At 65.6% G+C, this 23941-nt stretch carries 19 protein-coding genes; 7 read left to right on the plus strand and 12 right to left on the minus strand.

Translation table 11 applies throughout. From position 1 onward, the window contains the following. Positions 1-31 precede the first annotated feature (31 nt). Both ABDB81_RS18440 and ABDB81_RS18445 read left to right on the plus strand, forming a co-directional pair. Positions 32-733 (plus strand): response regulator transcription factor, encoded by a 702-nt coding sequence (locus tag ABDB81_RS18440; RefSeq protein ID WP_160474013.1) that lies wholly within the window; start codon positions 32-34, stop codon positions 731-733. Between the two features lie 56 nt (positions 734-789). Continuing rightward, positions 790-2544 carry a HAMP domain-containing sensor histidine kinase gene (locus tag ABDB81_RS18445; protein ID WP_249359693.1) on the plus strand — a complete coding sequence of 585 codons (1755 nt, stop codon included), beginning with the start codon at positions 790-792 and terminating at the stop codon, positions 2542-2544. Between the two features lie 286 nt (positions 2545-2830). Here ABDB81_RS18445 and ABDB81_RS18450 read toward each other — a convergent pair whose 3' ends face one another. Together ABDB81_RS18450 and ABDB81_RS18455 are read right to left on the minus strand one after the other, a co-directional pair. Continuing rightward, on the minus strand, positions 2831-3625 hold the full coding sequence (locus ABDB81_RS18450) for a VacJ family lipoprotein (protein WP_137927845.1): 795 nt from the start codon (positions 3623-3625) through the stop codon (positions 2831-2833). Between the two features lie 85 nt (positions 3626-3710). Beyond that, on the minus strand, positions 3711-6434 hold the full coding sequence (locus tag ABDB81_RS18455; protein ID WP_346812753.1) for an MMPL family transporter: 2724 nt from the start codon (positions 6432-6434) through the stop codon (positions 3711-3713). A gap of 208 nt (positions 6435-6642) precedes the next feature. Between ABDB81_RS18455 and ABDB81_RS18460 the strand changes: the two genes are divergently transcribed. Next, positions 6643-7272, plus strand: coding sequence for an ABC transporter substrate-binding protein (locus tag ABDB81_RS18460; protein ID WP_137927843.1), 630 nt, complete (start codon positions 6643-6645; stop codon positions 7270-7272). Between the two features lie 137 nt (positions 7273-7409). On the opposite strand, the gene hpnH is transcribed toward ABDB81_RS18460, so the two are convergent. Both hpnH and ispH read right to left on the minus strand, forming a co-directional pair. Beyond that, complete coding sequence (gene hpnH, locus ABDB81_RS18465) at positions 7410-8576, minus strand: adenosyl-hopene transferase HpnH (RefSeq protein ID WP_137928598.1); 1167 nt, start codon at positions 8574-8576, stop codon at positions 7410-7412. Between the two features lie 34 nt (positions 8577-8610). Continuing rightward, a complete protein-coding gene (gene ispH / locus ABDB81_RS18470; protein ID WP_137928599.1) occupies positions 8611-9609 on the minus strand; it encodes a 4-hydroxy-3-methylbut-2-enyl diphosphate reductase in 999 nt (332 codons plus the stop codon). A 228-nt stretch (positions 9610-9837) separates the two neighbouring features. On the opposite strand from ispH, the gene hpnA reads away from it, so the two are divergent. After that, positions 9838-10830 (plus strand): hopanoid-associated sugar epimerase, encoded by a 993-nt coding sequence (hpnA, locus tag ABDB81_RS18475; protein WP_346812786.1) that lies wholly within the window; start codon positions 9838-9840, stop codon positions 10828-10830. Here the strand turns inward: hpnA and ABDB81_RS18480 are convergent, their stop codons facing one another. From ABDB81_RS18480 to ABDB81_RS18495, 4 genes are all read right to left on the minus strand, one after another. After that, positions 10831-11976, minus strand: a complete 1146-nt coding sequence (locus tag ABDB81_RS18480; protein WP_202126851.1) for a glycosyltransferase — start codon at positions 11974-11976, stop codon at positions 10831-10833. A gap of 7 nt (positions 11977-11983) precedes the next feature. Continuing rightward, complete coding sequence (locus tag ABDB81_RS18485; protein WP_160474705.1) at positions 11984-12892, minus strand: ferritin-like domain-containing protein; 909 nt, start codon at positions 12890-12892, stop codon at positions 11984-11986. A gap of 253 nt (positions 12893-13145) precedes the next feature. After that, entirely contained in the window at positions 13146-13427 is a 282-nt protein-coding gene (locus tag ABDB81_RS18490) for a hypothetical protein (RefSeq protein WP_137928629.1), read from the minus strand. A 151-nt stretch (positions 13428-13578) separates the two neighbouring features. Next, the gene (locus tag ABDB81_RS18495) at positions 13579-13821 is read right to left on the minus strand and encodes a hypothetical protein (RefSeq protein WP_137928628.1); all 243 of its coding nucleotides are present in this window, start codon (positions 13819-13821) and stop codon (positions 13579-13581) included. A gap of 184 nt (positions 13822-14005) precedes the next feature. On the opposite strand from ABDB81_RS18495, the gene ABDB81_RS18500 reads away from it, so the two are divergent. Beyond that, a complete protein-coding gene (locus tag ABDB81_RS18500) occupies positions 14006-15151 on the plus strand; it encodes an AGE family epimerase/isomerase (RefSeq protein WP_346812765.1) in 1146 nt (381 codons plus the stop codon). 139 nt (positions 15152-15290) lie between these two features. On the opposite strand, the gene ABDB81_RS18505 is transcribed toward ABDB81_RS18500, so the two are convergent. After that, on the minus strand, positions 15291-16148 hold the full coding sequence (locus ABDB81_RS18505) for a LysR family transcriptional regulator (protein WP_346812767.1): 858 nt from the start codon (positions 16146-16148) through the stop codon (positions 15291-15293). 129 nt (positions 16149-16277) lie between these two features. On the opposite strand from ABDB81_RS18505, the gene mdtD reads away from it, so the two are divergent. Continuing rightward, positions 16278-17696: a multidrug transporter subunit MdtD gene (gene mdtD / locus ABDB81_RS18510; RefSeq protein WP_137925437.1), complete on the plus strand. Its 1419-nt coding sequence runs from the start codon at positions 16278-16280 to the stop codon at positions 17694-17696. A gap of 138 nt (positions 17697-17834) precedes the next feature. On the opposite strand, the gene ABDB81_RS18515 is transcribed toward mdtD, so the two are convergent. The 3 genes from ABDB81_RS18515 to ABDB81_RS18525 all read right to left on the minus strand — a co-directional run bounded on the left by ABDB81_RS18515 (position 17835) and on the right by ABDB81_RS18525 (position 19290). Next, entirely contained in the window at positions 17835-18212 is a 378-nt protein-coding gene (locus tag ABDB81_RS18515; RefSeq protein ID WP_160474009.1) for a hypothetical protein, read from the minus strand. Then, entirely contained in the window at positions 18209-18880 is a 672-nt protein-coding gene (locus ABDB81_RS18520) for an alpha/beta hydrolase (RefSeq protein ID WP_137925435.1), read from the minus strand. The genes ABDB81_RS18515 and ABDB81_RS18520 overlap by 4 nt, the downstream gene beginning before the upstream one ends. Before the next feature lie 95 nt (positions 18881-18975). Then, a complete protein-coding gene (locus tag ABDB81_RS18525) occupies positions 18976-19290 on the minus strand; it encodes a hypothetical protein (RefSeq protein WP_137925434.1) in 315 nt (104 codons plus the stop codon). A 451-nt stretch (positions 19291-19741) separates the two neighbouring features. On the opposite strand from ABDB81_RS18525, the gene ABDB81_RS18530 reads away from it, so the two are divergent. Further along, positions 19742-23731 (plus strand): cobaltochelatase subunit CobN, encoded by a 3990-nt coding sequence (locus tag ABDB81_RS18530; RefSeq protein ID WP_346812776.1) that lies wholly within the window; start codon positions 19742-19744, stop codon positions 23729-23731. Positions 23732-23941 lie beyond the last annotated feature (210 nt).

Below are 23941 nucleotides of genomic sequence, written 5' to 3' on the forward strand. Positions count from 1 at the left end.
GACACCAGGCCGCAGTCATCAGAGGGAAGTAATGAGAATTGCCTCAGTGGAGGACGATGCCGCCCAGGCCGCGCAGATCCGCCAGTTGCTCGAGGAAGCCGGGTTTTCCTGCTCCAGCTTTAACACGGGGTTTGCGTTCCAGCGCGCGCTCCGGGACCAGTCGTTCGACCTGGTACTCATGGACTGGCAATTGCCGGATATCAGCGGCTACGAGCTGGTCAACTGGGTGCGCCAGCATTCCGGGCGCCTGCCGCCCATCCTGTTCCTGACCAGCCGCATCGACGAGGGCGATATCGTGGCGGGGCTGTCCGTGGGCGCCGATGACTACCTCGGCAAGCCGCTACGCCCGGCGGAGTTCCTGGCCCGCGTGCGCGCACTGCTGCGCCGTGCCTACCCGGATGCGGTGCAGGACGACGAACTGATGCGCCAGGGCAGCTACGTGGTGGATGCACGCCGTCGCACCATCGCGCTGGCCGGGCAGGGTGTGGAACTCTCGCCACGCGAGTTCGACCTGGCGCTGTTCCTGTTCCGCAATATCGGCCGGCTGCTCTCGCGCGACGTGGTGGAGCAGGCCGTGTGGGGCCGTGCCATGGACGCCGGCTCGCGCACGCTGGACACGCATATCTCGCGGCTTCGCATCAAGCTGGCGCTGCGGCCCGAGCATGGCGTGCGCCTGAGTTCGGTCTACTCGCATGGCTATCGCTTCGAGGCAGTGAGCACGGCCGATGCATAGGGTGAAGTGCGTGTTCGGGATGCGTGACGACATTGCATCGGCGGAGGGTGTGGATCATGACGTCCAGACCTGCGGCCGGTAGGTTCGCCGCCGCCTTCTTTCATCGCCGCACCCGTGTGGAATGGGTGCTGCTGCTCGTGGCCGCGCTATGCGTCACAGCCGTGGTGGCCCGCTTCAACTGGTTCGAGCGCGCCGACCTGGCCCTGCTCGATTTCGCCGTCGCCAGCCAGCCGCACCTGGCCATGGAGATCCCGGCCAACGCGTGGCAGACCCTGCGCGTGCCCGAACTGGCGGGCTGGTTCGCCACGCTGCTGCCAGTGTTGCTGGCTGCGCTGGCCGCCTGGGTGCTCACGCCGCGCGACGCGCTGATTGCGGTGGTCGTGCTCGTGGCCGCGCTGATCGGCGGCAGCATTACGCTGGTGGGCAGCGTGCACCTGTGGTTCGCGCCGTCTGCCGCCGTCTTCGGCTGCCTGCTGGTCTATCCGCTATGGAGCTGGCGGCGCCAGGAGGCGGCGCTGCGCTTTCTCTCGGAAGAACTCGTGCGGCTGGGACGCGAGCCGGGCCTGCTGGCCGCGCCGACGCGGGTCGATCATTCGCTCGATGGCCGCATGCAGGCTGTGTACGACATGACGGCGCGCCTGCGCGACATGCGGCGCTTCCTCTCGGATGGACTGGAGAGCCTGCCCGAGGCCACGGTCATCTGCAATCTCGACGGCGGCATCCTGGTGGCCAACCGCCGCGCCGTGGCGCTGGTGCCTGCGGTATTGCAGGGCATCAACGACCTGCCGCAGCCTGCAGGATTGGGCGCATTGAGCGGGAAGGGCGGATTCGGGGGCGATGACGGGTTCTATGACGACGCCTACGGCGGACTCGACCGCCCGGGGCTGCCCGATGTGGTGGAGACGTTGTTCCCGGTGCCCGGCCCCGGGCTGGCGTACTGGGACGCGCTGTGCGGCGCGCTGGATGCCGATGCGCCCGTGATGTCGTCCTCCGACTCGCATGGCGTGGAACTGGCCACCGAGGACGACCGGCGCTACCTGCTCCACGGCGCGCCGTTGCACGGCGAGGAAGGGCGCCCGGCTGGCGTCATCGTCAGCCTGGTGGATATCACCACCGTGCGGCGCGCCGAGCGCCAGCGCGAGCAGACGCTGCACTTTTTGTCGCACGACATGCGCTCGCCGCAGGCATCGATCCTCGCGCTCATCGACATGCAGTCGCGCGCGGAGCGCGCCTTGCCGCAACCGGAACTGCTGGGCCGCATCAGCGAGCATGCGCACCGCACATTGGCGCTGGCCGATGATTTCATCCGGCTCGCACAGGCCGAATCGCAGAACCTGGTCTTTGCCGACGTAGAGGTGACCACGCTCGTGCTCGATGCCACCGACGAGATGTGGGCCCTGGCCAAGACGCGTGGCATCGAACTCGAACTGGATCTCGATGCCGAGGGCGTCGCGCTGCGTGTCTCGCCAATGCTGCTGGTGCGCGCGGTGGCCAACCTCGTCAGCAATGCCATCAAGTTCAGCCCACCCGGTGCACCGGTCAAGGTGAGCCTGTACAGGCTGGGACCGTATATCGCGATCGATGTCATCGACCAGGGCCCGGGCATCGCGCTTGAGGCGCAGGCGCGCCTGTTCCGCCCATTCAGCCGCGTGCATGCCCAGGGCAACGATGCGCCATCGGGCAGCGGTCTGGGACTGGTCTTTGTGAAAACCGTGGCCGAACGGCACGGCGGGCGCGTCATGCTGAAAAGCGATGCGGGAGAGGGCGCCACGTTCTCGATCTGGCTGCCGCTACGCAGCCGCGCGGGCTGACACAATTGTTGGCAATCCAACACTCAAAAATTGCCTACGATCTGTCGAGCCACGGATACCGCATCCGCTGGTCTTCGCGTCCGCGCCGGGCCCCGGCGCGGGCGCTTTTTTGTTTTCCAGACGCTTGAATTCTCTTTTGGTTTTCTCCCCTCTCCCGCAAGCGGGAGAGGGGCGGGGGAGAGGGCCGGCCGTTCAGATTACGACAACATCGGCAAGCAGACCCTCCAGCCCTCTCCCCAACCCCTCTCCCAGAGGGAGAGGGGAGCAAACCAACAGGGGAGAAGTCCTACTTCGCCATCCCCGGCGCCGGAGCCGGCGTGGCTGGCGTAGCAGGCGCCTTATCCCCCGCCGGCGCCGAATCCTCGTCATCGTCGTACGTCGGCAATTCATCCCCGCCGCCGCTCAGCAGGTACTGCCGGCGCTGGCGGTAGGCGTCGCGCACGAAGGCGTACTTGTCGAGCGCGGCCTGCGAGAGCAGGTCGGTGGCGCCCAGCATGTTGGCGCGGACATTGATCACGTTGATGCCGAACATCGTGTTGCGCCACGCCGGGTCGAAGTAGTGCGCAGGGTCCAGGTAGAAGCTCCCCGCCAGCCCGATGCCGTCGCGAATCGAGCTCGGCCCGAACAGCGGCAGCACCAGGTACGGGCCAGCCGGCACGCCCCAGTAGCCGAGCGTCAATCCCAGATCCTGCGAATGGCGCGGAATGCCCGCTGCCGTGGCGATGTCGATCAGGCCGCCGATGCCCAGCACCGTGTTGATCGCCACGCGCATCATCGTCTCGGCCGCTTCCACGCCCTTGAGCTGCAGCACGTTGTTGGCGAAGTTGCCCACGTCCGAGAAGTTGTTGAAGAAGTTTGTCACGGCCGCACGCGCCGGGGAGGGCGTGACGTACTGGTAGCCCTTGGCCAGCGGCTGGGCCACGTAGGTGTCCACCTTGTCATTGACCGTGAAGATCGCCCGGTTCATCGGTTCGAGCGGGTCCTGCGGATTCGCATTGGGGCCGGTTGCGCAACCGGTGGTCAGGGCGCAGAGCGCGGCGGCAGCCAGCGCGCTGCGGGGAAGAACGTTGCGGGAGAGCATGGTGAGACGGTCGGTCTTTTGGTTCTTGTCGTGGAGACGGTCGCCGGAAACGCTGGCCAACCATCCTGATTGCCGAGGTCGCGTGCTAGCGCGACGATTTTCCTGAATCGGCTCCTGAATTATCGGCAGATTGTGCCATGGTCGTAGCCACCGTGAGTGGGGGAAGAGACGGACCGAGCGGCTCCGGCCGGCCCGGCTGCTCGCGCCGGGGGCGTCCCATCAGGATGGGCTGGAAGAACACGGCGCCTGCCAGCGTGCAGACCAGCGCCAGTGCCAGCAGCTTGCCCATGCTGGCCGTGCCGGGATGGTGCGACAACCAGAGGCTGCCGAACGCCGTGGCCGTGGTGGCCGCGCTGTAGAGCACCGCATGGGTCAGGCTCGACTGCAGCAGCTTGGTCTTGCCGTGCCGCCACGCAATCACGTAGTAGATCTTGAATGCCACGCCGATGCCCAGCAGCAGCGGCAGCGCGATGATGTTGGCGAAGTTCAGCGAGATGCCGAAGATCACGCACAGTTCCAGCGTGACCAGTCCCGACACCAGCAGCGGGATCAGCGTGCGCACCACATCGCCCACGCGGCGCAGCGTGATCCACAGCAGCACGGTGATCGAAATCACGGCCCAGATCCCCGCGTGGATGAACGCGGTCATGATCGTATCGGCCGAGCCCTTGATCGCAATCGGGCCGCCCGTGGCATCGGGTTGCACACGGGCCATGGTGGCGATGAACTGGTCGAGCGCAGCCTCGCGCGCGGCGTCGTTCTTCGCGCCCGGGGGCGGCAGCTTCGGGCTGATGTTGACGAGCGCCTGACCGTTCGGCGCCAGCCAGTCGCGCGCCAGTTCGGGCGGCAGCGTCTGGCGGGTCACCGGCTCGGGCTGGAGCGTGCGCTGCAGCGAGGCCAGTGCCAGTCGCAGCGGCAAAGCGATGGCTTGCTCGGCACGGTCCCGCACGGCCGGGGTGGCATCGGCCAGTTGCTTGAGCGCGCGCGACAGATGTTCCGCCGATGCCGCACCGGGCCCCGGATGATCGAGCGCGGCCAGCGACAACTGGCGCGACGCGTTGCGCAGCGAGGCCACGCGCAGCGCATCGGAGGCGGGCGTTGCCGTCGATTGCGTGAGCACTGGCATCAGCGTCTTGTTCAGCGCGGCGATCGTGGCGAGCTTGGGCGCCTGATCGTCGGGAATGAAGGTCTTCAGCGTGACCACGCGCTCGACCTCGGGCAGCTTGGAGAGCTTCGCCGCGATCTGCTCGGCATCCTTGAGCGTAGGGGCCAGGACCTTGACATCGTCGGTGCCGGCCTGCGGAGCATCCTTGAGCGCCAGCAGCGTCGCCATCGATTCCGAATGCGGGTCCTTGAGGTGCAGCGGATCGAAATCGAAACGCAGGTGCGGCAGCAGCGGGGCACCCGCCACGAGCACGGCCAGCACACCCACCAGCGTGCCCTTGCGATGGCGCTCGAAGAACGCATCGGCGGGTGCCAGCCAGCCGAAGCCCGGCATTTCCTTCTCGCCCGGCGGGGCCAGCACGCGAATCAGGGCGGGCAGCGTGGTGAACGTAGTGGCGAAGGCGATGAACATGCCCACCCCAGCGATCTTGCCGAGTTCGGCCACGCCGCGATAGTCGGTGGGCAGGAAGCAGAAGAACGCGGCGGCCGTGGCAGCGGCGGCCAGCGTCAGCGGACCGGCCACATCGCGCGCGGCCAGCGTCAGCGACTCGTTGAGGTCGCCATGCTCGCAACGCTCGGCGCGGTAGCGCACGCCGAACTGGATGCCGAAGTCGACGCCGAGGCCCACGAACAGCACCGCGAACGCCACCGAGATCATGTTCAGCGCGCCTACCATCAGCAGGCCCAGCGCTGCCGTGATGATCAGGCCGGCGATCAGGCTCACCAGCACCGCCGTGATCAGCCGCGCCGAACGCAGGGCCATCCACAGAATGCCGACCACCACCAGCAGCGTCAGGATGCCGTTGAGCGCGGCCCCCTCGCTGACCGAGGCAAATTCGTCATCGGCCAGCGGCTGCGGGCCTGTCAGGCGCACCTGGGCGTTGTAGCGCTCGGCCAGTTTGAGCTTTGCGGCGGCGGCGCGGATGGCATCGCTGGCGCCGGCACCTGCCTTGAGATCGCTGTAGTCCAGCACGGGGGAGACCGTGACGAAGCTGAACGCGCGGCCATCGGCATTCGGCTTGAGGCTGTCGTCGACGAGTCCCGCCCACGACAGCGCCACGGGCTTGTTGGCCAATACGCCGTCCACGGTCTTTGCGCTTTCGCCCAGCAGCTTGTCCATGTCGGACAGCTTGACCTGACCGAGCTGCAGCGGCAGGGCCAGCGTGGTGGTCAGCAGGTCCGACAGCCCGCGCAGCGTGGGATCGTGCGCGAGGTTGTTCAGCAGCGGCCGGGCCTGCGTGAGCTTGTCGGCCATCTCGCTGACGCTGGCCGGGTCTGCGAACAGCAGCCCGTTGCGCTCGAAGAATGCCCCTGCACCGGGCTGGCCCACGGCGTTGAAACGGCTCGGCTCGTCGCGCAGCGCAGCGGCCAGTTCGTTGGCGGCGGCATCGGCCAGTTCCTTGGCCGGTGCCTGCACCACGGCCAGGATCATCTTGTCGCGCTGGGGGAATGCGGCGCTGATCGCCGCATCGTTCGTTGCCCAGGGCGCGTCGGACTCCAGCAGCTTGCTGATGTCGGTGTTGATGGCGAAATTGCGCGCGACGTAGAAGCCGCTGGCGGCGGTGAGCAGCAGCGAAATGCCGATCACGAGCCAGGCGTGAACGGTGGCGAATTTGACGGTGCGAACCAGCAGGGGTCTGATCATGAGTCCTGTATCTATTGCGTCCACCTTCGGCAGGGCGCCTGGGGCGCGGCGGGCGGCAACCGGAGTATAGCGGCTGGATACCTTCCCTATGATGTTTGGCGCCTTGTGCAGCGCACTGGTTCGGCAACCCGCCCACGTGCCGAGCGGCTCGCCGTTCCGCTATATACTGGCCCGACCGGCCACCCCGGCCGCAGTGCATCGAAGACTCATGAACCGTTACGCAATGTTCCCCGCCGCAATCATCGCGCCCATCGCCGCCGTGGCCATGGTCGCCGTGGTTTCCCCCGCGCACGCGCAGTCCAATGCCGCACCGGACAAGCTGGTCCAGTCCGCGGTGGAGGGTGTGATCACCAAGATCAAGACCGATCCGGAGACCCGCTCGGGCGATCTTGCAAAAATTACCGCTGTCGTCCAGCGCGACTTCCTGCCTTACACGGACTTTGGCCGCACGACGCGACTGGCAGTAGGAAATGCCTGGAAACAGGCCACGCCCGAACAACAGAAACAGTTGCAAGAGCAGTTCACCGCGCTGCTGGTGCGCAGCTATGCCATCTCGCTGTCGCAATTGCGCGAGCAAAGTCCCAAGTTCACGTACAAGCCGGCCAAGTCAGGCAATAACGCCAACGACGCCGTAGTGGCGACACGGGTGCTGAACAACGGGGACGAGATGCTGATCGACTACCGCCTGCAGAAGGGCGGTGACGGCTGGAAGATCTACGACATCAACATGATGGGTGCGTGGCTGATCGAGGTGTACCGCAAGCAGTTCGCGGACATCGTCGCACGCGATGGCGTGGATGGGCTGATCAAGTATCTGACCAGTCACAACAGCCGGTGAGGTAGGGGGGGTGTTCTCCCCTCTCCCGCATGGCGGGAGAGGGGCGGGGGAGAGGGCCAGAAGTTCAAATTGTCACAATCGGCAAGCAGAACTCCCCCAACCCCTCTCCCGCGTTGCGGGAGAGGGGAGTATTCAGCTCAGTGAACCTGAGCCGCCTGTGCCTTCTCGGCCCGGCTGCCCTGCACCTTCTTCAGGTTGCCGATCTCGGCCAGCTTGATTTCCACGTGGCGCGAGAACACGTAATCCGCCGGGCGCTGGTTATCGAGCGAGATGTCCGGCGCCATCGGGCCATCGGTCTTCACGCCGCGCAGCGTCACGGCCAGGGCCTTGAGCGGGTGCGAGAACGTGTCGGCCACGGCGGTGGCTTCAAAGCCGCTGTGGACCATGCAGTCGGCGCACTTCTCGTAGTTGCCAACCCCGTAGGCGTCCCAGTCGGTGCCTTCCATCAGTTCCTTGAACGTCTTCACGTAGCCTTCGCCAACCAGGTAGCACGGACGCTGCCAGCCGAACACGGTGCGTGCCGGGTTGCCCCACGGCGTGCACTTGTAGGTCTGGTTGCCGGCCAGGAAGTCGAGGAACATCGTCGACTGGCTGAATGCCCAGTTCTTGCCCGCACGGCCGCGCGACAGGATGTCGCGGAACAGTTGCTTGGTCTTGTTGCGGTTCAGGAAGTGCTGCTGGTCCGGCGCGCGCTCGTAGGCATAACCCGGCGACACCGTGATGCCATCGACGCCCATTGCCTTGACCGAGTCGAAGAACTTGGCGACCAGTTCGGGCTTGGCATCGTTGAACAGCGTGCAGTTGATGTTCACGCGGAAGCCACGTTCCTTGGCCATCTTGATGGCGGCCACGCACTTGTCGTAGACGCCTTCCTGGTTGACCGAGTGATCGTGCATCTCGCGGTCGCCGTCGAGGTGGATCGACCACACGAAGTACGGGCTGGGCTCGTACTGGTCGATCTTCTTCTCCAGCAGCAGTGCGTTGGTGCACAGGTACACAAAGCGCTTGCGGGCCATGATGCCGCGCACGATCTCAGGCATGTCCTTGTGCAGCAGCGGCTCGCCGCCGGCGATGGACACCACCGGTGCGCCGCATTCGTCCACCGCTTCCAGGCACTCGGCCACGGACAGGCGCTGGTTCAGGATGGGGTCCGGATAATCGATCTTGCCGCAGCCGGAGCAGGCCAGGTTGCAGCGGAAAAGGGGTTCGAGCATCAGGGCGAGCGGGTAGCGCTTTTGCCCGGTGAGATGCTTGCGTGCGATGTAGGCGCCTACGCGGGCGACCTGCAGAAACGGAATGGCCAAGGGGGTGCTTCCTGTTAGGTTCAGCTTGTTCGCTTCAGCCAGCCACCGTTTGGGCGGCGAGCCGGGCGTCACTGATATCAGTGGTCTTCCTGGCCCCTGGGGCCAGCGTTGCATCGGCAAGTTCAGCCGGCAGGCGGAATTCGGCATGCTCCTCGATCCCTTCCATGGTCGAGATATCGACCGGACCCAGGCGGCGCAAGGCCGCGATGACGTCTTCCACCATGCTTTCGGGCGCCGAGGCGCCCGCGGTAATGCCTACGACGTCTGCGCCTCGCACCCATTCGGGGTCGAGTTCGCTGCCGTCGGCAATCAGGTAACTCGGCACGCCACTTTCCGTGCCGATCTCGCGGAGCCTGTTCGAGTTGGAACTGTTCGACGCTCCGATCACGAGAATGACATCCACTCGCTGCGACAATTCCCGCACTGCGCTCTGGCGGTTTTGCGTGGCATAGCAGATATCGCGTGTACTTGGCCCGACCAGGTTGGTGAATCGCCGGCCGAGCGCCGCAATGATATTACGGGTGTCGTCCACGGACAACGTGGTCTGGGTAATATAGGCCGCCGGCACATCGTCCGGCAGCGCCAGCCGGGCCACGTCGGCTTCACACTGCACCAGATGGACCTTGCCCGGGATCTGGCCCATCGTGCCTTCCACCTCGGGGTGCCCGGCATGGCCAATCAGGATCACCTGACGGCCCGCCGCCGCATACTGGCGGCCCTGGTTGTGCACTTTGACCACAAGAGGGCAAGTTGCGTCAATGGCATGCAGCTCGCGTCGCTGTGCTTCTTTCACCACCTCGCGCGACACGCCATGGGCGCTGAAGATGGTAACGGCGTCATCCGGCACCTCGTCGAGTTCCTCGACAAAGCGTGCGCCTTTTTGCCGCAACCCTTCGACCACATGCTTGTTGTGGACAATCTCATGTCGGACATAAACCGGTGCCCCGTGCTTGAGCAGGGCGCGGTCGACAATGTCAATCGCCCTGACAACTCCGGCACAGAAGCCCCGTGGCTGGGCAAGGATCACCTGCATGGAGATGGCCCCCCGACCCGCTTGTAAAGATTGGAAAACATTCTTTTTGTGGTATTTCCGGCGTCACTTTCCCGGTTAATGGTGGTTACTATATACCGGGCCGGATTTTCATGTTTGCGCGTTGGGTCTTGCCAACATTTGACTTGTCTGGCGTAAATGCAACGGGACTGGCCCGCGAAAGCCGCGATTGTCGCCAAACCTGCACGCAACGTCTCCAGGGGATTTGAAATTCAGAATTGCATTCTCGTAACGGGAGCCTCGGGCTTCCTCGGTTCGTCGGTCATGCGCCAGGCGCTGGAACGCGGATTCCAGGTACGGGTGCTGGTGCGGCCCACCAGCCCGCGCGCCAACCTCGCCGGACTGCCCGTGGAGGTGGTGGAAGGGGATATGCGCGATGCCGCGTCGATGGCGCGGGCCATGGCCGGCGTGCGCTACCTGTTCCACGTGGCAGCAGACTACCGGCTCTGGGCGCCAGACCCCGAGGACATCGTCCGCGCCAACGTGGACGGCACGGTCACGACGATGGAAGCCGCGCGCAACGCCGGCGTGGAGCGCATCGTCTACACCAGCAGCGTGGCCACCCTGCGCGTGGCCGGTGCCACCGGGCCGGTCGATGAAACGGCAGCCATGGCTGGCCACGAGGCCATCGGCGCGTACAAGCGCAGCAAGGTGCTGGCCGAGCGTGAGGTGGAGCGTCTGGTGGCCGAGGGCCTGCCGGCGGTGATCGTGAATCCGTCCACGCCGATCGGGCCGCGCGATGTGCGCCCGACGCCTACGGGCCGGATCATCGTCGAGGCGGCCACGGGCAAGATCCCGGCATTCGTCGATACGGGCCTGAACCTGGCCCATGTGGACGATGTGGCGAACGGACATTTCCTGGCGCTGGACAAAGGCCGGGTCGGCGAGCGCTACATCCTGGGTGGCCAGGATGTGCTGCTGCGGCAGATGCTGGCCGATATCGCCGGTATGGCAGGGCGCCGCGCCCCGACCATCGAACTGCCGCGCTGGCCGCTCTATCCGATTGCCCACGTCGCGGAAACCGTGGCGCGTTTCACGAAGAAAGAGCCTTTTGTGACCGTGGACGGCCTCAAGATGTCGCGTTACCGGATGTTCTTTACATCGGCCAAGGCCCAGCGCGAGCTGGGCTATGCGCCCCGGCCGTACCAGGAGGGGCTGCGCGACGCCCTCGACTGGTTCCGCGACAACGGCTATCTCAAGTAATCAGGACCGCACGGGCGCCTGCGAGCGTCCCTTCCACTGGCCGCCGCGACGCAGGTAGTAGCGGCGCGCCGAATCCAGCGTGGCGCCAAGGTAGAACAGGGCAGTCAGCGGTAGCAGCGGGGCGAGGCCAGCCGGCTGGCCGTACTCGCGCAGCATCGGCCGATAGCTGACGGCCATCATGATCCAGGCGAGCCACGCGGGCCACAGCGATGCCCCGCCGATCAGCGCCAGCACGGGCGGGGCCAGATAGGTCAGGATCATGCCCAGCGTGGCGCCGATCAGCATCCACGGCGAATAGTGGAGTTGCGTGTAGGCGCTGCGGGCGATCATGTTCCACAGGCTTTCCCAATCGTCGTATGGGCGCAGTGAAATACTGTCGTCCGCCAGATCCAGCCGGATGGAGCCGCCTGCCTTGATGCGCGCCGCCAGGCTGCAATCGTCGATCAACTCGCCCCGAATGGCTTCGAACCCGCCGATCCGCGCCAGCGCCGAGCGGCGCGCCAGCATGCAGCCGCCCGCCGCGCCCGCCACCTTGCTGCGCGGATTGGCCACGCTCGCAAACGGATAGAGTTTGGCGAAGAAGAAGACAAAAGCGGGCACGATCATGCGCTCCCACCACGATTCGCAGCGCAGGCGAACCATGAGCGAGGTCAGGTCGCGTTGTTCGTGTTCGGCGCGCGCCACGAGTTCGCGGATGGTGTTCGGACCGTGCCAGATATCGGCATCGGTCAGGAAGACAAAGCCCGCGTCAGGCATTTGACGGTCCGCTTCTGCCAGGCCTTCCGACTGGGCCCAGACCTTGCCGCTCCACCCCGGAGGCAGGTCGCGGGCGCCGATCACGGTCAGCGCATCGGCGCGGCCAATAGAGAGTGCCGCAGCGCGAGCGATATCGGCGGTGCCATCGGTACTGTGGTCATCCACCACCACCAGATGCAGGCGGCCGGGATATTGCTGGCTCAGCACGCCGGTCACGGCGCGGGCGATCACGTCGGCCTCGTTGCGGGCAGGGATCACGCCGATCACAGGGGGCCACGCGGCGGGTTGCGGGGAGGGGGCGGGTTTGCGCACCCGCCAGAATCCGGCGCGCGCAAAGACCAGCACGCACCAGACCAGCAGGGTCAGCAGGGAACATCCGAAAAGCAGCATCGTTGACTTACCTGATGAAGCGCCGTGCCAGACGGGCCAGTTTCGGTACCGTGGCGGGACGCACAAGGCGCGCATCATACCCCGCCATGCGCCGTTCGTTCTCGGCCAGGCACAGGTCGATCATGGCGCCGGCTGACAGCGTCTGGCCCAGCGACTCCGCCGCGTTCATCGGAAAGTTCGCGTCCTGCGCGGCGCCATCGGCCTTCACGTCGATGCCTTTGGCGATGCCGATCCGCTCGCGGATCAGGAACAGCCAGACGCGCGCCACCTTCAGCGCGAACGCCGGGCGGCGCCACCACGGCAGGCTGGCGCGATACCACGCCACCCAGTTGGCGAAGAACAGGATATGGCGGCCTTCCTCCTGGATCACCGGCTCGAAGGTCTCCACCAGTTCGGCGGGAAAGAAGCCTGAATCCTTGGCGGCGGCGAACAGGCCGAACGCGGCAAAGCTGTCGATGCACTCGCTGTAGCCGGTCACGAGCCAGCCCCACTCGGCATCCGCCGGCGGCAGGTATTCGGGTTCCGGGGCCAGCTCGATGCCATAGGCTTCCACAAGTTTCGACAGCACCACCTTGTGGCGCGCTTCCTCGTCGCCATCCATCTCCAGCGCGCTGCGCAGCAGGGCGTCGCGCTGCCGTGCGGCAAAGCTGTGCACGCGCACCGAGGCCCGGCCTTCGGTCTGCACGGCGATGTCCCAGATCGGCAGCGAGGTGACGCGACGCAGCGCGTCGGGCGGCAGCACGGGCCAGTCGATGACCGAGGGCTTGTAGGGGTTGTGGGTCTGCAGCAGCATGTTGCAGAACATGCGCAGATGGGCTGGAGAGCCGATCCGGAGCGGACCCGGCTCGGGGTCCGTCCAGTTGCGCATGGCATGGTCTGCCTGCTCGATGGCCTGGCGGGCCACGGTGGGTGCCACCTGTGTGGCGCGCTCGATGAACGACTCGGCGGCACCTTTGTTGGCAGCTTCGTTGGCAACTACGGCGCGGGACAGATCGTCCACCACGCCATCGATTTCGAAGGTTCTTTTCATTGGCGCTCCGGGCAGGGGGTGCGGCAGTCATTGTAGCCAGCGGCTGGCAATGCTGCTCCCGGGCGTCCCTGGCACGCCACAAACGAATCCGGCGGACCTTTTCAGGGTCCGCCGGCTGGTTGGTCATGCGTGGATGCCGCTAGCGAGCACGATGTTCGTGCATGGGCGGCCTGGGTTGACGTTGAGGCGGCCAGTCCTGGCCGATGTCCGGAAAGACATCGCATTCACCGCGGACGATGTTCTCGATCGTCGCGCAGATCCCTTCGGTACCGCGCGGCCCGACGCAGACCAGGCTGCGGGGGCGCTCCGAATGGGCCGGGATGGCGTACACCCGCATCCCCTCCCGATAAAGGGGGTGGCAGGTGAGCCGCTCGTTCATGATTTCGACAAAGCGGCTGGGGCTTACGGTCGGCTTGTCCATCGCTTCTCTCCCTCGGAGCTTCCAGACTAAGACGCTCCGGTGCGCGGTTCAAGGCGCGGTGCAGCGCTTCAAGCGCTCATTGGTGCCCATTGGCATCCAATGTCACGCAATGTCACGTATTTTCGTCTGCTGTCACCGTGGTTGTGGCGTATCAGTGGAGACCCGTCGTGGCACGCTGGCCGTCCAGCATGCTGTTGCCCGTGGCCCAGCAGGCCGCTTCGGCCTCGGCGTGCGAGGCATAGTCGGCATGGGATTCGATGGTGCTGTCGCAATCGGCCCCGCCGCATTTTTCCTCCACCACGATGCGCCACGTGTAGCGCCCCGGAGGGTCTTCCAGCACATGCATGACGAGCGTGCGGCGATGATCGGTCAGGGACATCGGATGGGTGGACATGGTATTTCTCCCGGGCGCAGGCACCGGACCGGGGGACCGGTGGACTTTCACCATAGCAAAGCCGCAGGGCAATGCCAGCCCGATTTGATGCGGTGCGGCGTTGTCGGCCTTTGCATGATGCGCTGGGCCTGCTATCGTTTCTCGCCCCGAACCCGGGGTCGCCTTCCGGTCTCCCGAAACCATCATGTCTGTTTCTTCCGCCGTGCCGTCTTCCGTGCCTGCCCGACTCGTCGAACGTATTACCGCGCTGCTGGCGCATTTCGATACGGCCATCCTTCCGGCCTGGACGCACGCGGGCTGGAATCCGGGTTGGCAACTGGCGCATGAGGCGCTCGACGGCACCACGGGCCAGCCGCTGCCCGACAAGCGCTATCGCGCCATGGCTTGCGCGCGCCAGCTCTATGTATTCGCCACGGCTGGCGATCTGGCCCATGCGCAGACCTTGTTCGCATCGTTGAATCGTCATTTCAAGGATGGCCAGGGCGGCTGGATCTACAGCATCGATGCTGCGGGGGTGCCACTCGACAGTACGCGCGACCTCTACACCCACGCTTTCGTGGTTTTCGCGTGTGCGCATTACTACCGCGCCAGCCAGGACACGGCTGCGTTGGAGACCTTGCGCCAGACCGTTGCGGTGATCGAATCCCGGTTTGCCGATGGCAACGGTCTCTATCACGCGGCGTTGTCGCAGGATTTCGCGCCGAACGGCAGTGGCGTGGTGCAAAACCCGATCATGCATCTGACGGAGGGTTACCTGGCTGCGCTGGAAGCTACTCGCGATGACTGGTTCGCCGATCGGCTGCGCACGCTGGCGCAGTCCGTTCACGCAGGCTTTGTCGATCCGGCCACCGGTTGCGTGGCCGAGTTGCTGCAGGGCACGGATGGGAATCGCATCGAGGCAGGGCATCAGTTCGAGTGGTATTCGCTGGTGATGACCGCTCCGGCGCTGTTTGCGGATGGCCCGCTTACCCCCGCGCTGCACCGCGCCTACGATTTTGCGCGTCGCCATGGCGTGGCTGCCGGCACGCTCGGGGTTTGTGCGGCGCTGGATGCGCAGGGCAATGTGCAGGACGACATCGAGCGGATCTGGGCCCAGACGGAGTTCGCGCGGGCGTTGGTGATCAAGGCTGCCGTTGACCAAGATCCGGCGCCGCTGGCGGAACTCGAGGCATGGATCGACCAGTTCCGCGTCCGCTTCCTGCATGCGGGGGGCTGGCACGAGTGCCTGGCGCCGGATGGTGCTGTGGTGCGCAGCGAGATGCCGTCGACTACGCCTTATCACCTGCTGACGGCGTGGCAGGCGCTGCGTCAGCTGCTGCCTGCCGCCTGATAGTTCCCCTCTCCCGCGAAGTGGGAGAGGGGTTAGGGGTGAGGGTCGGTGGCTCTGCTTGCCGACGGCGTGGCAACTTTCACCGCTGGCCCTCTCCCCCAGCCCCTCTCCCGCGTTGCGGGAGAGGGGAGCTAAATAATCACTCCACCCGCAGCGAGCGTAGGTCGCTCTTGCGGATCAACTGAAGCAGGGTTTCGGCCGGACGTGTCAGGCGCCGTGCGGCCAGTGTGATGAATTCCACTTCGGGCAAGGCGGGCAGGGCATCGACATTGACGGGCGGCACCAGTCCGCCGCCGGTCAGGTTCTGCGCACGCACCGTGATGCCGAGTCCGCCCCGTGCAGCCGCGATACAGCCCGAATGGCTGCTGCTTGTGCAGACGTTGCGCCACCGCCAGCCGGCCGCCGCCAGCGTATCGAGTACCACCGAGCGCGTGACGCTCGGCTCGTTGACGAGGATGATCGGCAACGGTTGCCCCACATCCACCACGGTGCCGGGCCGCGCCAGCCACTCCAGTTGGCCACGGAACAGCGGCACGCCGCGCCGCTCTCCCTCGCGTCGCTTGCCGACGATCAGGTCCAGCGTGCCGGCTTCGATCCATTCATAGAGCTTGCTGGTCATGCCGATGGTGATTTCCAGTTCCACGTCGGGATGGGAGGCGCGGAAGGCCGCCAGCACGTTGGGCAGCGGGCCTTGCGCCAGATCCTCGGAACAGCCCAGACGCACCCGGCCCTGCAGCCGGGGCCCGCTGAACTGCTGCTCGGCACGGGCCAGGCTTTCGAGGATGAGGCGGGCGTGCACGAGCAGCGCTTCGCCATCGGGCGTCAGCGAGAGCGAGTGCGTATCGCGCACAAACAGCCGGCGATTGACGCTCTGTTCCAGGCGGCGGATATGGTCGCTGACTGACGACTGCGAGAGTCCGAGCTGGCGCCCGGCCTCGGTGAAACTGTGCGCAGTGGCCGCCGTGGCGAACGTCTGGATCCAAACGGGATTGAGCATCGGCGCATTGTCATCGGATTTCCCGATGACAGTCAATCATCGCAGAGGGGTTCCCGATGGGGTGCGGGGTGCGTACCATGCTTCCATCGATCCGGGATAACCCGGACCCGCAGTTCAGATACCTGCCCCATGCCGCACGCTCCCGCTTCCCCAGCCACATCCAACAACGCCGCCTTCTCCCAGAAGGCCATGCTGTGGATCGTCTTTGCCGGCTTCTTCATGCAGACGCTGGACACCACCATCCTGAACACCGCGCTGCCCTCGATGGCACATAGCCTGGGCGAGAAACCGCTCGACATGAAGCCGGTGGTGGTGGCGTACACGCTGACCATGGCGCTACTGACGCCAGCCTCGGGCTGGCTGGCCGATCGATTCGGCACACGGCGCGTCTACTTCAGTGCCATCCTGATTTTCGTGCTCGGTTCCGTGTTCTGTGCGGGCGCGCAATCGCTGACGCAACTGGTGATCGCACGCGTGCTGCAGGGCATCGGCGGATCGATGCTGCTACCCATCGGCCGGCTGGCTGTGCTGCGCAATATCCCGGGCGAGCAATACATCGCCGCGCTCGCCTTTGTCTCCGTGGCCGGGCAGGTGGGGCCGATCTTCGGGCCGGTGCTGGGCGGCTGGCTTGTGCAGAGCGCCTCGTGGCACTGGATCTTCCTGATCAATGTGCCGGTGGGTTTGGTCGGGCTGTTCGCAGTACGTCGCTACCTGCCCCAGGGTGAGGCCGGCGCGGCGCCCCCGTTCGACTGGATCGGGTGCGGCCTGCTATCGCTATGCATGGTCACGTTCTCGCTGGCGCTGGAACGCGGCACGTTCAATGCGTGGACGGTGTTGCTGATGGTGGTGAGCGTGGCGAGCGCGCTGCTCTATATCCCCCATGCACGCCGGTACACGACGCCGCTGTTCCGGCTCGCGCTATTCCGCGAACCCAATTTCAGCGTGGGCCTGATCGGCAACCTGATCTGCCGCATCGGCTCGGGCGCGGTGCCGTTTCTGCTGCCGCTGCTGTTCCAGCTGCAACTGGGCTACTCGCCGTTCCACTCGGGGCTGATGCTGCTGCCGGTGGCCATTGCCGGGGCCATCTCCAAACGCTGGATCGTGCCGCTCGTGAACCGCTTCGGCTACGACACCTTCCTCATGGTCAACACCGTGATCGTGGGTGTGTCGATGGCATCGTTCGCAGCGATGTCGCCCGGCTGGCCGCTGGCTGCGTCTATTTTCCAACTGGCCGTGTTCGGCGGCGCCAACTCGATGCAGTTTGCCGCGATGAACAGCGTGACGCTCAAGGGCCTGACCCGCGAGGATGCGGGCAGCGGCAACAGCCTGTTCTCGATGGTGCAGATGCTGGCCATCGGCCTGGGCGTAACGATTGGTGGCGGGCTGGTGAGTGTGTTCTCTGCCGAGTTCGGCGTGGCCGCACCGGCTTATCGGCTGGCCTTCCTGACCGTGGGCATCATCACGCTGCTCTCGGCGCTGGTGTTCCGCAGGCTCGACGCGGAACGTCTCAATCCAAAGAGCGTGAAGCGGGTGGTGGAGGCGGGGTAAGTGCTTGGTTCCTGTAAGGAAAAGCAGCCGTTTTATCCGGAATTATTCCGATTTGGATAATTTATGGAAATCGGAATAAAAGCGAATAAAACGAGTGTGGCCCTGATGGAACGTGCATCTACTTCGCGCAACTTCCCCTCAACTCTCCGGATCCACCCCATTCTCCCGCAGCATCCGCTCGCATTCGTCGAGCATGTCGTGGGCAAAGGCGGATTGGTAGTTGGGGTCCAGCGCTTCCATCATTTCGTGGGACGCATAGAGGCCGGCTTCGCGCGAGAGCGTCTCGGCAAGCTGGCGCGCCAGTTGGTCGCTGAGATCGGAAAGCAGGCGGCGTTCGGCCAGCGCCAGTTGCAGTTTCGAACGCGACAGCCAGTTGCCGGCCAGCGTGGCGCCCTGGGCTTCGGTCATCCATTGGCCGTGTTCGTAGTAGGCCGACAGCCGTTCGGCCATCAGCGCGAACATCAGCGCCTTGCGGGTGTTGAAATCGATGCGGGGCGGGGGCGAAGCCGGAATCATTGCAGCCGTTCCTTGAGCCAGCCGCCGATATCGGCAATTTCTTCCATGCAGACCGAGTGGGCCATGCGGTAGGTGTGCCAGGCCACGGGCTGGCCCTGCGCTGTCAGGTGGTCGCGTGCGCGGGTGCCCAGTGCGAGCGGCACGACACCGTCCTCGGTGCCGTGGGCGGCGAAGATCGGTGTGGCGGCGTTTGCCGGTGCAACATGCTTGGCAATCAGCGCGGTGGACGGGATATACGTAGACAGCGCGATCACGCCGGCCAGCGTCTCCGGGTGGGTAAGCGCCGTGGTGTAGGCAATGGCGCCGCCTTGCGAGAATCCGGCCAGTACGATGCGATCCGACGGGATGCCACGCGCATTTTCGCGTGCGATGAGCGCGCGGACGGCTTCGCACGATTTCCAGATGCCGGCCTCGTCAGCCTGCCGCCCCGCGTCATCGAGCGAAAGGATGTCGTACCAGGCTGGCATCACGTAACCGCCGTTGCAGGTCACGGGAATGGCGGGGGCGTTGGGAAAGACGAAGCGGATGGCCGGCGTCGTGGGTAATCCGAGTTCCGGCACCACCGGCACGAAATCGTTGCCGTCGGCGCCCAGGCCATGCATCCAGATAACAGCATGCGTCGGGTTGGGCGCGGTTTCGATTTCAATCGCGGGTAGCAGGTTGCTCATGGCCGGTTCTCGGATTCGGAAAGGCGGCCAGTATCGCACAGGCCCCCCGCGCGGGCGGGGGGCCGTGCATCCATACACGCGTCACGCAGCGCGCATCACGCTGCGGAAGGCACGATCGGAATCGTGGCGAGGCCCGCAGTGGCACGGGCCGGTTGCGGCGCCTGCAGCGTCGGCGCCTGAGGCGCGGAGGACGCGGCGGGCAGGGTGGTGCGGCGGTCGGCTACGCCTTCCACGCCCACGGTTCCCACTTCTTCGAGGAAGGCGATCATGTTGCGGTAATAATCGACTTGCATCTGCGCTTCAAGCAGGCGGCGTTCTGCCTGGAAAAGCGTCAGCCTCATGTCTTGCAGTTCCTTTTCAGCGATCTTCTCTGGCGTCGGCGGACTGAACAAGTTTGCAAGCGAACGCATGGCATATACCTCCCGGGGCTGTCTACGGCGGTGATTCATTCGGTTTGTGCGCCATGCGGTCAAATATAGACGATCCGGCGCACGGTACACGATGGGTCACCATGACCGATGTGGGGTCCCCCACAGGGCTGATTGCGGGTCACGCGAAGCTGAGGTAGATTGATCGCCCATCTGGCCAGGCCCGGCGATCCGCTGCGCCTGGCCTTGTCTTTTTTACACTGCGGGCCCGGATGGATTTGCCGATTGTGGCGAAACGTGCTGCCAACGCTGCAAAAGCGCCAGCACGGACGGTGATTTGTAGCATCGGCAAAAAAACCACATGGGGCAGATACCGATCCCTCGCCACGCGATGTGCCACACGAGCGTTTGATTTTCGGGAGCGCCGGGGTGACCGGACGATAACATCCGAATCCATTGCCATTCCCCGCGACAGGTAGAATCGGGCGCCCCCATGCCTGGCTCCTGTCACTTCGTCCGTCTCGTGCTCCCGTTCCGCGCTTTCCTCCGTCGTCCGTTGCTGCGCCTGATTTGTCTGGCGTGGTGGCTGCTGGTCTGCTCATCGGTCGTACAGTCGGCACCCATCCGCGTAATGGTGATGACATCGCAAGGGCATCTGTTGCCCGCGGCCGAAGCATCGTTTCGCTCGACGCATGGCGACGATGTCGCCGAATTCACGTTCGTGACCGGTACGCCCGACGCGGCGGCACTGGCGCGCGCCGATGTCATCGAAGCGTGGTTCGTGCCCGCTGCCACATTGCGAAAGGTGGCGCCAGCGGTCCGGCAGGCGCAGGCCCGTGGCGCGACGGTGTTGGCTTCCCCTGCGCAGAATGCGGAAGAGGCATGGGGACTCCGCATCAACGCTGCAGCGAACTCGGCGACACAGGAATACTGGGATGCCGGGGGCGTCGACAATCTTGCCGCATGGATGGCCTATGTCGTGGCCGCGCGTCAGCGTGAGGTGGGGGCGACGCCGATTGCGGTGCCCCCGGTGCGTCCCGCCCCGACCGCTGGCATCTACCATCCGCGTGCCCCGCAGCCGTTTGCTTCGCTGGCCGATTATCTGCAGTGGTGTCGCACGCAAGGGCATTTGCGCGCCGAAGCGCCGCTCGTCGGCATCACGTTCTACGCCACCAGCTATCGCCAGCGCGATCTCGCGCATATCGATGCATTGGTGGAGGCATTGGAGCGGCAGGGCATGGGCGCCGTGCCGGTCTTCGGCTGGCCGGTCTCGTCACTCGATACGCTGCTGACTGTCGATGGCAAGACGCCGCTGCGTGCGCTGCTGGCGCTGAATCTGACCATCCCGCGTGCGCAGGACAAGGATTGGCTGACACGGCACGGGCTGCACACGATCAATCTCGTTGCCACGCGTGACAGTGCATCGGCATGGCAGGCCGATGTGCGCGGCATCGCGGGCGAGCGCCTGCCGTTGCTGCTGACTGCTCCCGAACGCAGCGGCGCCACCGAGCCGATGCTGTTCGCGACGCAGGAATCGCACGAGGGTGTGCGTGCCAGTGCTGCTGTGCCCGTGCGCGTCGACGCCATCGTGGCGAGAGTGAAACGCTGGATCGCGCTGCAGGACACACCCGTCGCGCGCAAGCACGTGGCGGTGCTCTACTACAACAACCCGCCGGGACGCGGCAACATCGGCGCGAGCTATCTCGCCACGCTGCCCACGCTTGAACAGATCCTCAAGCGGCTGCGTGCGGCGGGCTACACCACAGGCGATGACTTGCCCGATGCCGCCTCGCTCGCGGCGCTGCTCGATGCCAACGGACGCAACATCGAGACATGGTCCCCTGGCGAGCTCGATCGCATGGTCCGGGCCGGGCACGTCAAGCTGGTGCCGATGGCGCAATACCGCCGCTGGTTCGACACGCTACCCGCCGCATTCCGGCAGTCGGTGCTGCGCGCATGGGGGCCGCCCGAACGCAATCCACTGATGCTCGCTCGCGACGCCAGCGGTGCACCGGCATTCGTCGTGCCGGGTCTGTTCTTCGGCAATGTGTTCGTCGGGCCGCAGCCGCTGCGGTCCACGTTCGCCCGCGCCATGGACGACTCGCACGACACCATCACGCCGCCTCCGCATTCCTATCTCGCCGCCTATCTCTGGTATCGCCATGGGTTTGGCGCCGATGCCGTGATGCACGTGGGCCGTCACGGCACGCTGGAATGGCTGCCCGGCAAGCAGGTGGCGCAGTCTGGCGATGATGCGTCGGAGGTGATTCTTGGCGATCTGCCGAACGCCTACCTCTACATCCAGGACGGTGGCGGTGAAGCGATCCAGGCCAAGCGCCGCAGCGCGGCCGTGCTGGTCAGCCACCTCTCGCCGCTGCTGGCCAGCGCAGGGCAGCCGCCTGTGCTGGCAGCGCTGGATGAAGCCGTGGAACAGGCCGACGCCACGCGCGACAGTGCGCCCGAACTTTCGGCGCAGTACCGCAAGCAGGCCATCGAACAAATGCGTGCGCAGAAGCTCGATCAGCAACTCGGTCTCGACGCCAGTGCGCCGTGGGAACAGATCGAGCCGGTGCTGCATGCCTTCCTGCACAAGGTCGAGGCGGAGCCGATGCCGCTTGGCATCCATGCGCTCGGCCAGGTGCCGGACACCGCCGACCAGACCGATGCGCTGGCCTTGCTCCTCGGCGCACAGGTGCGTGCCGATCGCTCGACCCTGCACGATTGGGCAGAAGCGGTCGTGGCGGGCCGTGATCCCGTGGCGCCAGACGATGCCACGCGCCGTGCGTTGGCGATGGGGCGGCAGTGGCTGGCCGATTTGCGTGCGTCGCCTCAGGCCGAAGTGGATGCGCTGATTACCGTGCTGTCCGGCCGCTACCTGCCCACCGGCCCGCTGGGCGACCCCGTGCGCGTGCCTGACAGCCTGCCGACAGGGCGCAACCTTCACGCCTTCGACGGCGCCAAGATCCCCACGCGCGCCGCCTGGGCACTGGGCAAGACGATGGCCGGCCAGACGCTGGCGCGCTATCGGCAGGAGCACGGGGGGCAGTGGCCTGAATCGGTATCGATGGTGCTTTGGTATGGCGAAACAGAGCGGCACCAGGGCGCCATGGAAGCCGAGGCGATGTACCTGATGGGCGTGGAGCCGGTATGGAACGCGCGCGGCGATGTGGAGGACGTGCGGCTGATTCCCGATACCGAGCTGGGCCGCCCGCGCGTCAACGTGCTGCTGACCACCTCGGGCATCTACCGCGATGGCTTCGGCGACAAGATCGCGCTGCTCGACAAGGCTGCCCGGCTGGCTGCTGGCGCCGGAGAAAATGCAATTAGCCGCCAAGACAGGGCCGTGACAGCAGAGTTGGTCCGGCAGGGGGTGGATGCGGAAACGGCTGGCAAGGTGGCACGGGCGCGCGTGTTTGCGGCGAAGCCGGGCAACTATTCGATTGGTGTGCAGCAGATGGTGGAGCAGAGCCGCGACGCGCAGGGGGGGCCTGACGCGCTGGCGCGCCAGTACCTGCGCTACATGAACTTCGCGTATTCGGCCGAAGGATGGGGCGAATCGGCGCCTGCCGCGCTGGCCAGCCACCTGAAATCGAATCAGGCCGTGGTGTTTTCGCGCACCAGCACGCTGTACGGTGCGCTCGATAACGATGACACGTACCAATATGCTGGCGGCCTCACCGCCGCCACGCGTGCCGTGACGGGCAGCGCGCCGCCGCTCTGGCTGCACAACCTGCGGCGCGCAGGCGAAACGCAGACCGTCGATGCGCGCACATGGCTGGCAACGGAACTCAACGCTCGCCAATGGAACCCGAAGTGGATCACGGCGATGCAGCGCTCTGGCTATGCGGGCGCACGCGAGATGTATCGGGAAGTGGAGCACCTGTATGGATTTCAGGCGACGGTGCCCGAGCAAACGCCGGGCGCGTTCTGGCAGCGTACCTACGATGTGTATGTGGCCGACAAGCTCGGCCTTGGGATGCGCGCATTCTTCCAGCAGGCCAATCCGCACGCGCAGCAGGGCATTCTGGCGCGGTTGCTCGAAGTGGATCGGCAGGGCAGCTATCGATTTACCGATGCCGAGCGTCGCGAGCTGTTGCGCCAGTACGCGGAGAGCGTGCGGCGCGATGGATTGTCGTGTACGGCCAATACCTGCGGCAATCCGGCGCTGATGGCGCATATTGCGCGCAGGGGCAAGGCGGCAGGGGTGGATCTGCGGGACGTGGGGAAAGCGCTGGCGGATGCGGTGGTGGCGCCGGGGCGGGTGGTGTCGAAGGCGAAGGAGGCTGCGCGTACGGCGCCGGTTGATGCGCTGGCGGCGCCTGCGGTGTCAGCCGAACAGCGTGTTACGGGGCAGCAATTGACACCACGTGAAGTGCGTGTGGCAAGGGCGCCCGCGCATACGAACTACGCGTGGCTGGCGGCGATGTTGGGGCTGCTGTTGATTGGATCAGGCGCGTTCGTGGCTTGGCGACGACGCGTTTAACTCTGCCGCTGGTTTGCTCCCCTCTCCCGCAAGGCGGGAGAGGGGCAGGGGGAGAGGGCTAGCGGTGCAATCACCAGCAAGTCGAGATTTGAACCGCATGGGGCCTGTCAGTTTTTTTGTGTGCAGGACAGCTAGAGGCTTGCCGGTCGAATGGATTGGCAAGCCTGCATTCTCTCAGAGGTGCGGGTGGGTAAATCGGTCTTCGTACAA

Source organism: Cupriavidus sp. DL-D2 (assembly GCF_039710735.1).
In the GTDB taxonomy this organism is placed as follows: Bacteria; Pseudomonadota; Gammaproteobacteria; order Burkholderiales; family Burkholderiaceae; genus Cupriavidus.

What these genes read in the sequence shown, in the direction of transcription:
- ABDB81_RS18440 (WP_160474013.1), top strand. Translation starts at nt 32, where the DNA reads ATGAGAATTGCCTCAGTGGAGGACGATGCCGCCCAGGCCGCGCAGATC.
- ABDB81_RS18445 (WP_249359693.1), top strand. Translation starts at nt 790, where the DNA reads ATGACGTCCAGACCTGCGGCCGGTAGGTTCGCCGCCGCCTTCTTTCAT.
- ABDB81_RS18450 (WP_137927845.1), bottom strand. Translation starts at nt 3,625, where the DNA reads ATGCTCTCCCGCAACGTTCTTCCCCGCAGCGCGCTGGCTGCCGCCGCG.
- ABDB81_RS18455 (WP_346812753.1), bottom strand. Translation starts at nt 6,434, where the DNA reads ATGATCAGACCCCTGCTGGTTCGCACCGTCAAATTCGCCACCGTTCAC.
- ABDB81_RS18460 (WP_137927843.1), top strand. Translation starts at nt 6,643, where the DNA reads ATGAACCGTTACGCAATGTTCCCCGCCGCAATCATCGCGCCCATCGCC.
- ispH (WP_137928599.1), bottom strand. Translation starts at nt 9,609, where the DNA reads ATGCAGGTGATCCTTGCCCAGCCACGGGGCTTCTGTGCCGGAGTTGTC.
- ABDB81_RS18480 (WP_202126851.1), bottom strand. Translation starts at nt 11,976, where the DNA reads ATGCTGCTTTTCGGATGTTCCCTGCTGACCCTGCTGGTCTGGTGCGTG.
- ABDB81_RS18490 (WP_137928629.1), bottom strand. Translation starts at nt 13,427, where the DNA reads ATGGACAAGCCGACCGTAAGCCCCAGCCGCTTTGTCGAAATCATGAAC.
- ABDB81_RS18495 (WP_137928628.1), bottom strand. Translation starts at nt 13,821, where the DNA reads ATGTCCACCCATCCGATGTCCCTGACCGATCATCGCCGCACGCTCGTC.
- ABDB81_RS18500 (WP_346812765.1), top strand. Translation starts at nt 14,006, where the DNA reads ATGTCTGTTTCTTCCGCCGTGCCGTCTTCCGTGCCTGCCCGACTCGTC.
- ABDB81_RS18505 (WP_346812767.1), bottom strand. Translation starts at nt 16,148, where the DNA reads ATGCTCAATCCCGTTTGGATCCAGACGTTCGCCACGGCGGCCACTGCG.
- mdtD (WP_137925437.1), top strand. Translation starts at nt 16,278, where the DNA reads ATGCCGCACGCTCCCGCTTCCCCAGCCACATCCAACAACGCCGCCTTC.
- ABDB81_RS18515 (WP_160474009.1), bottom strand. Translation starts at nt 18,212, where the DNA reads ATGATTCCGGCTTCGCCCCCGCCCCGCATCGATTTCAACACCCGCAAG.
- ABDB81_RS18520 (WP_137925435.1), bottom strand. Translation starts at nt 18,880, where the DNA reads ATGAGCAACCTGCTACCCGCGATTGAAATCGAAACCGCGCCCAACCCG.
- ABDB81_RS18525 (WP_137925434.1), bottom strand. Translation starts at nt 19,290, where the DNA reads ATGCGTTCGCTTGCAAACTTGTTCAGTCCGCCGACGCCAGAGAAGATC.
- ABDB81_RS18530 (WP_346812776.1), top strand. Translation starts at nt 19,742, where the DNA reads ATGCCTGGCTCCTGTCACTTCGTCCGTCTCGTGCTCCCGTTCCGCGCT.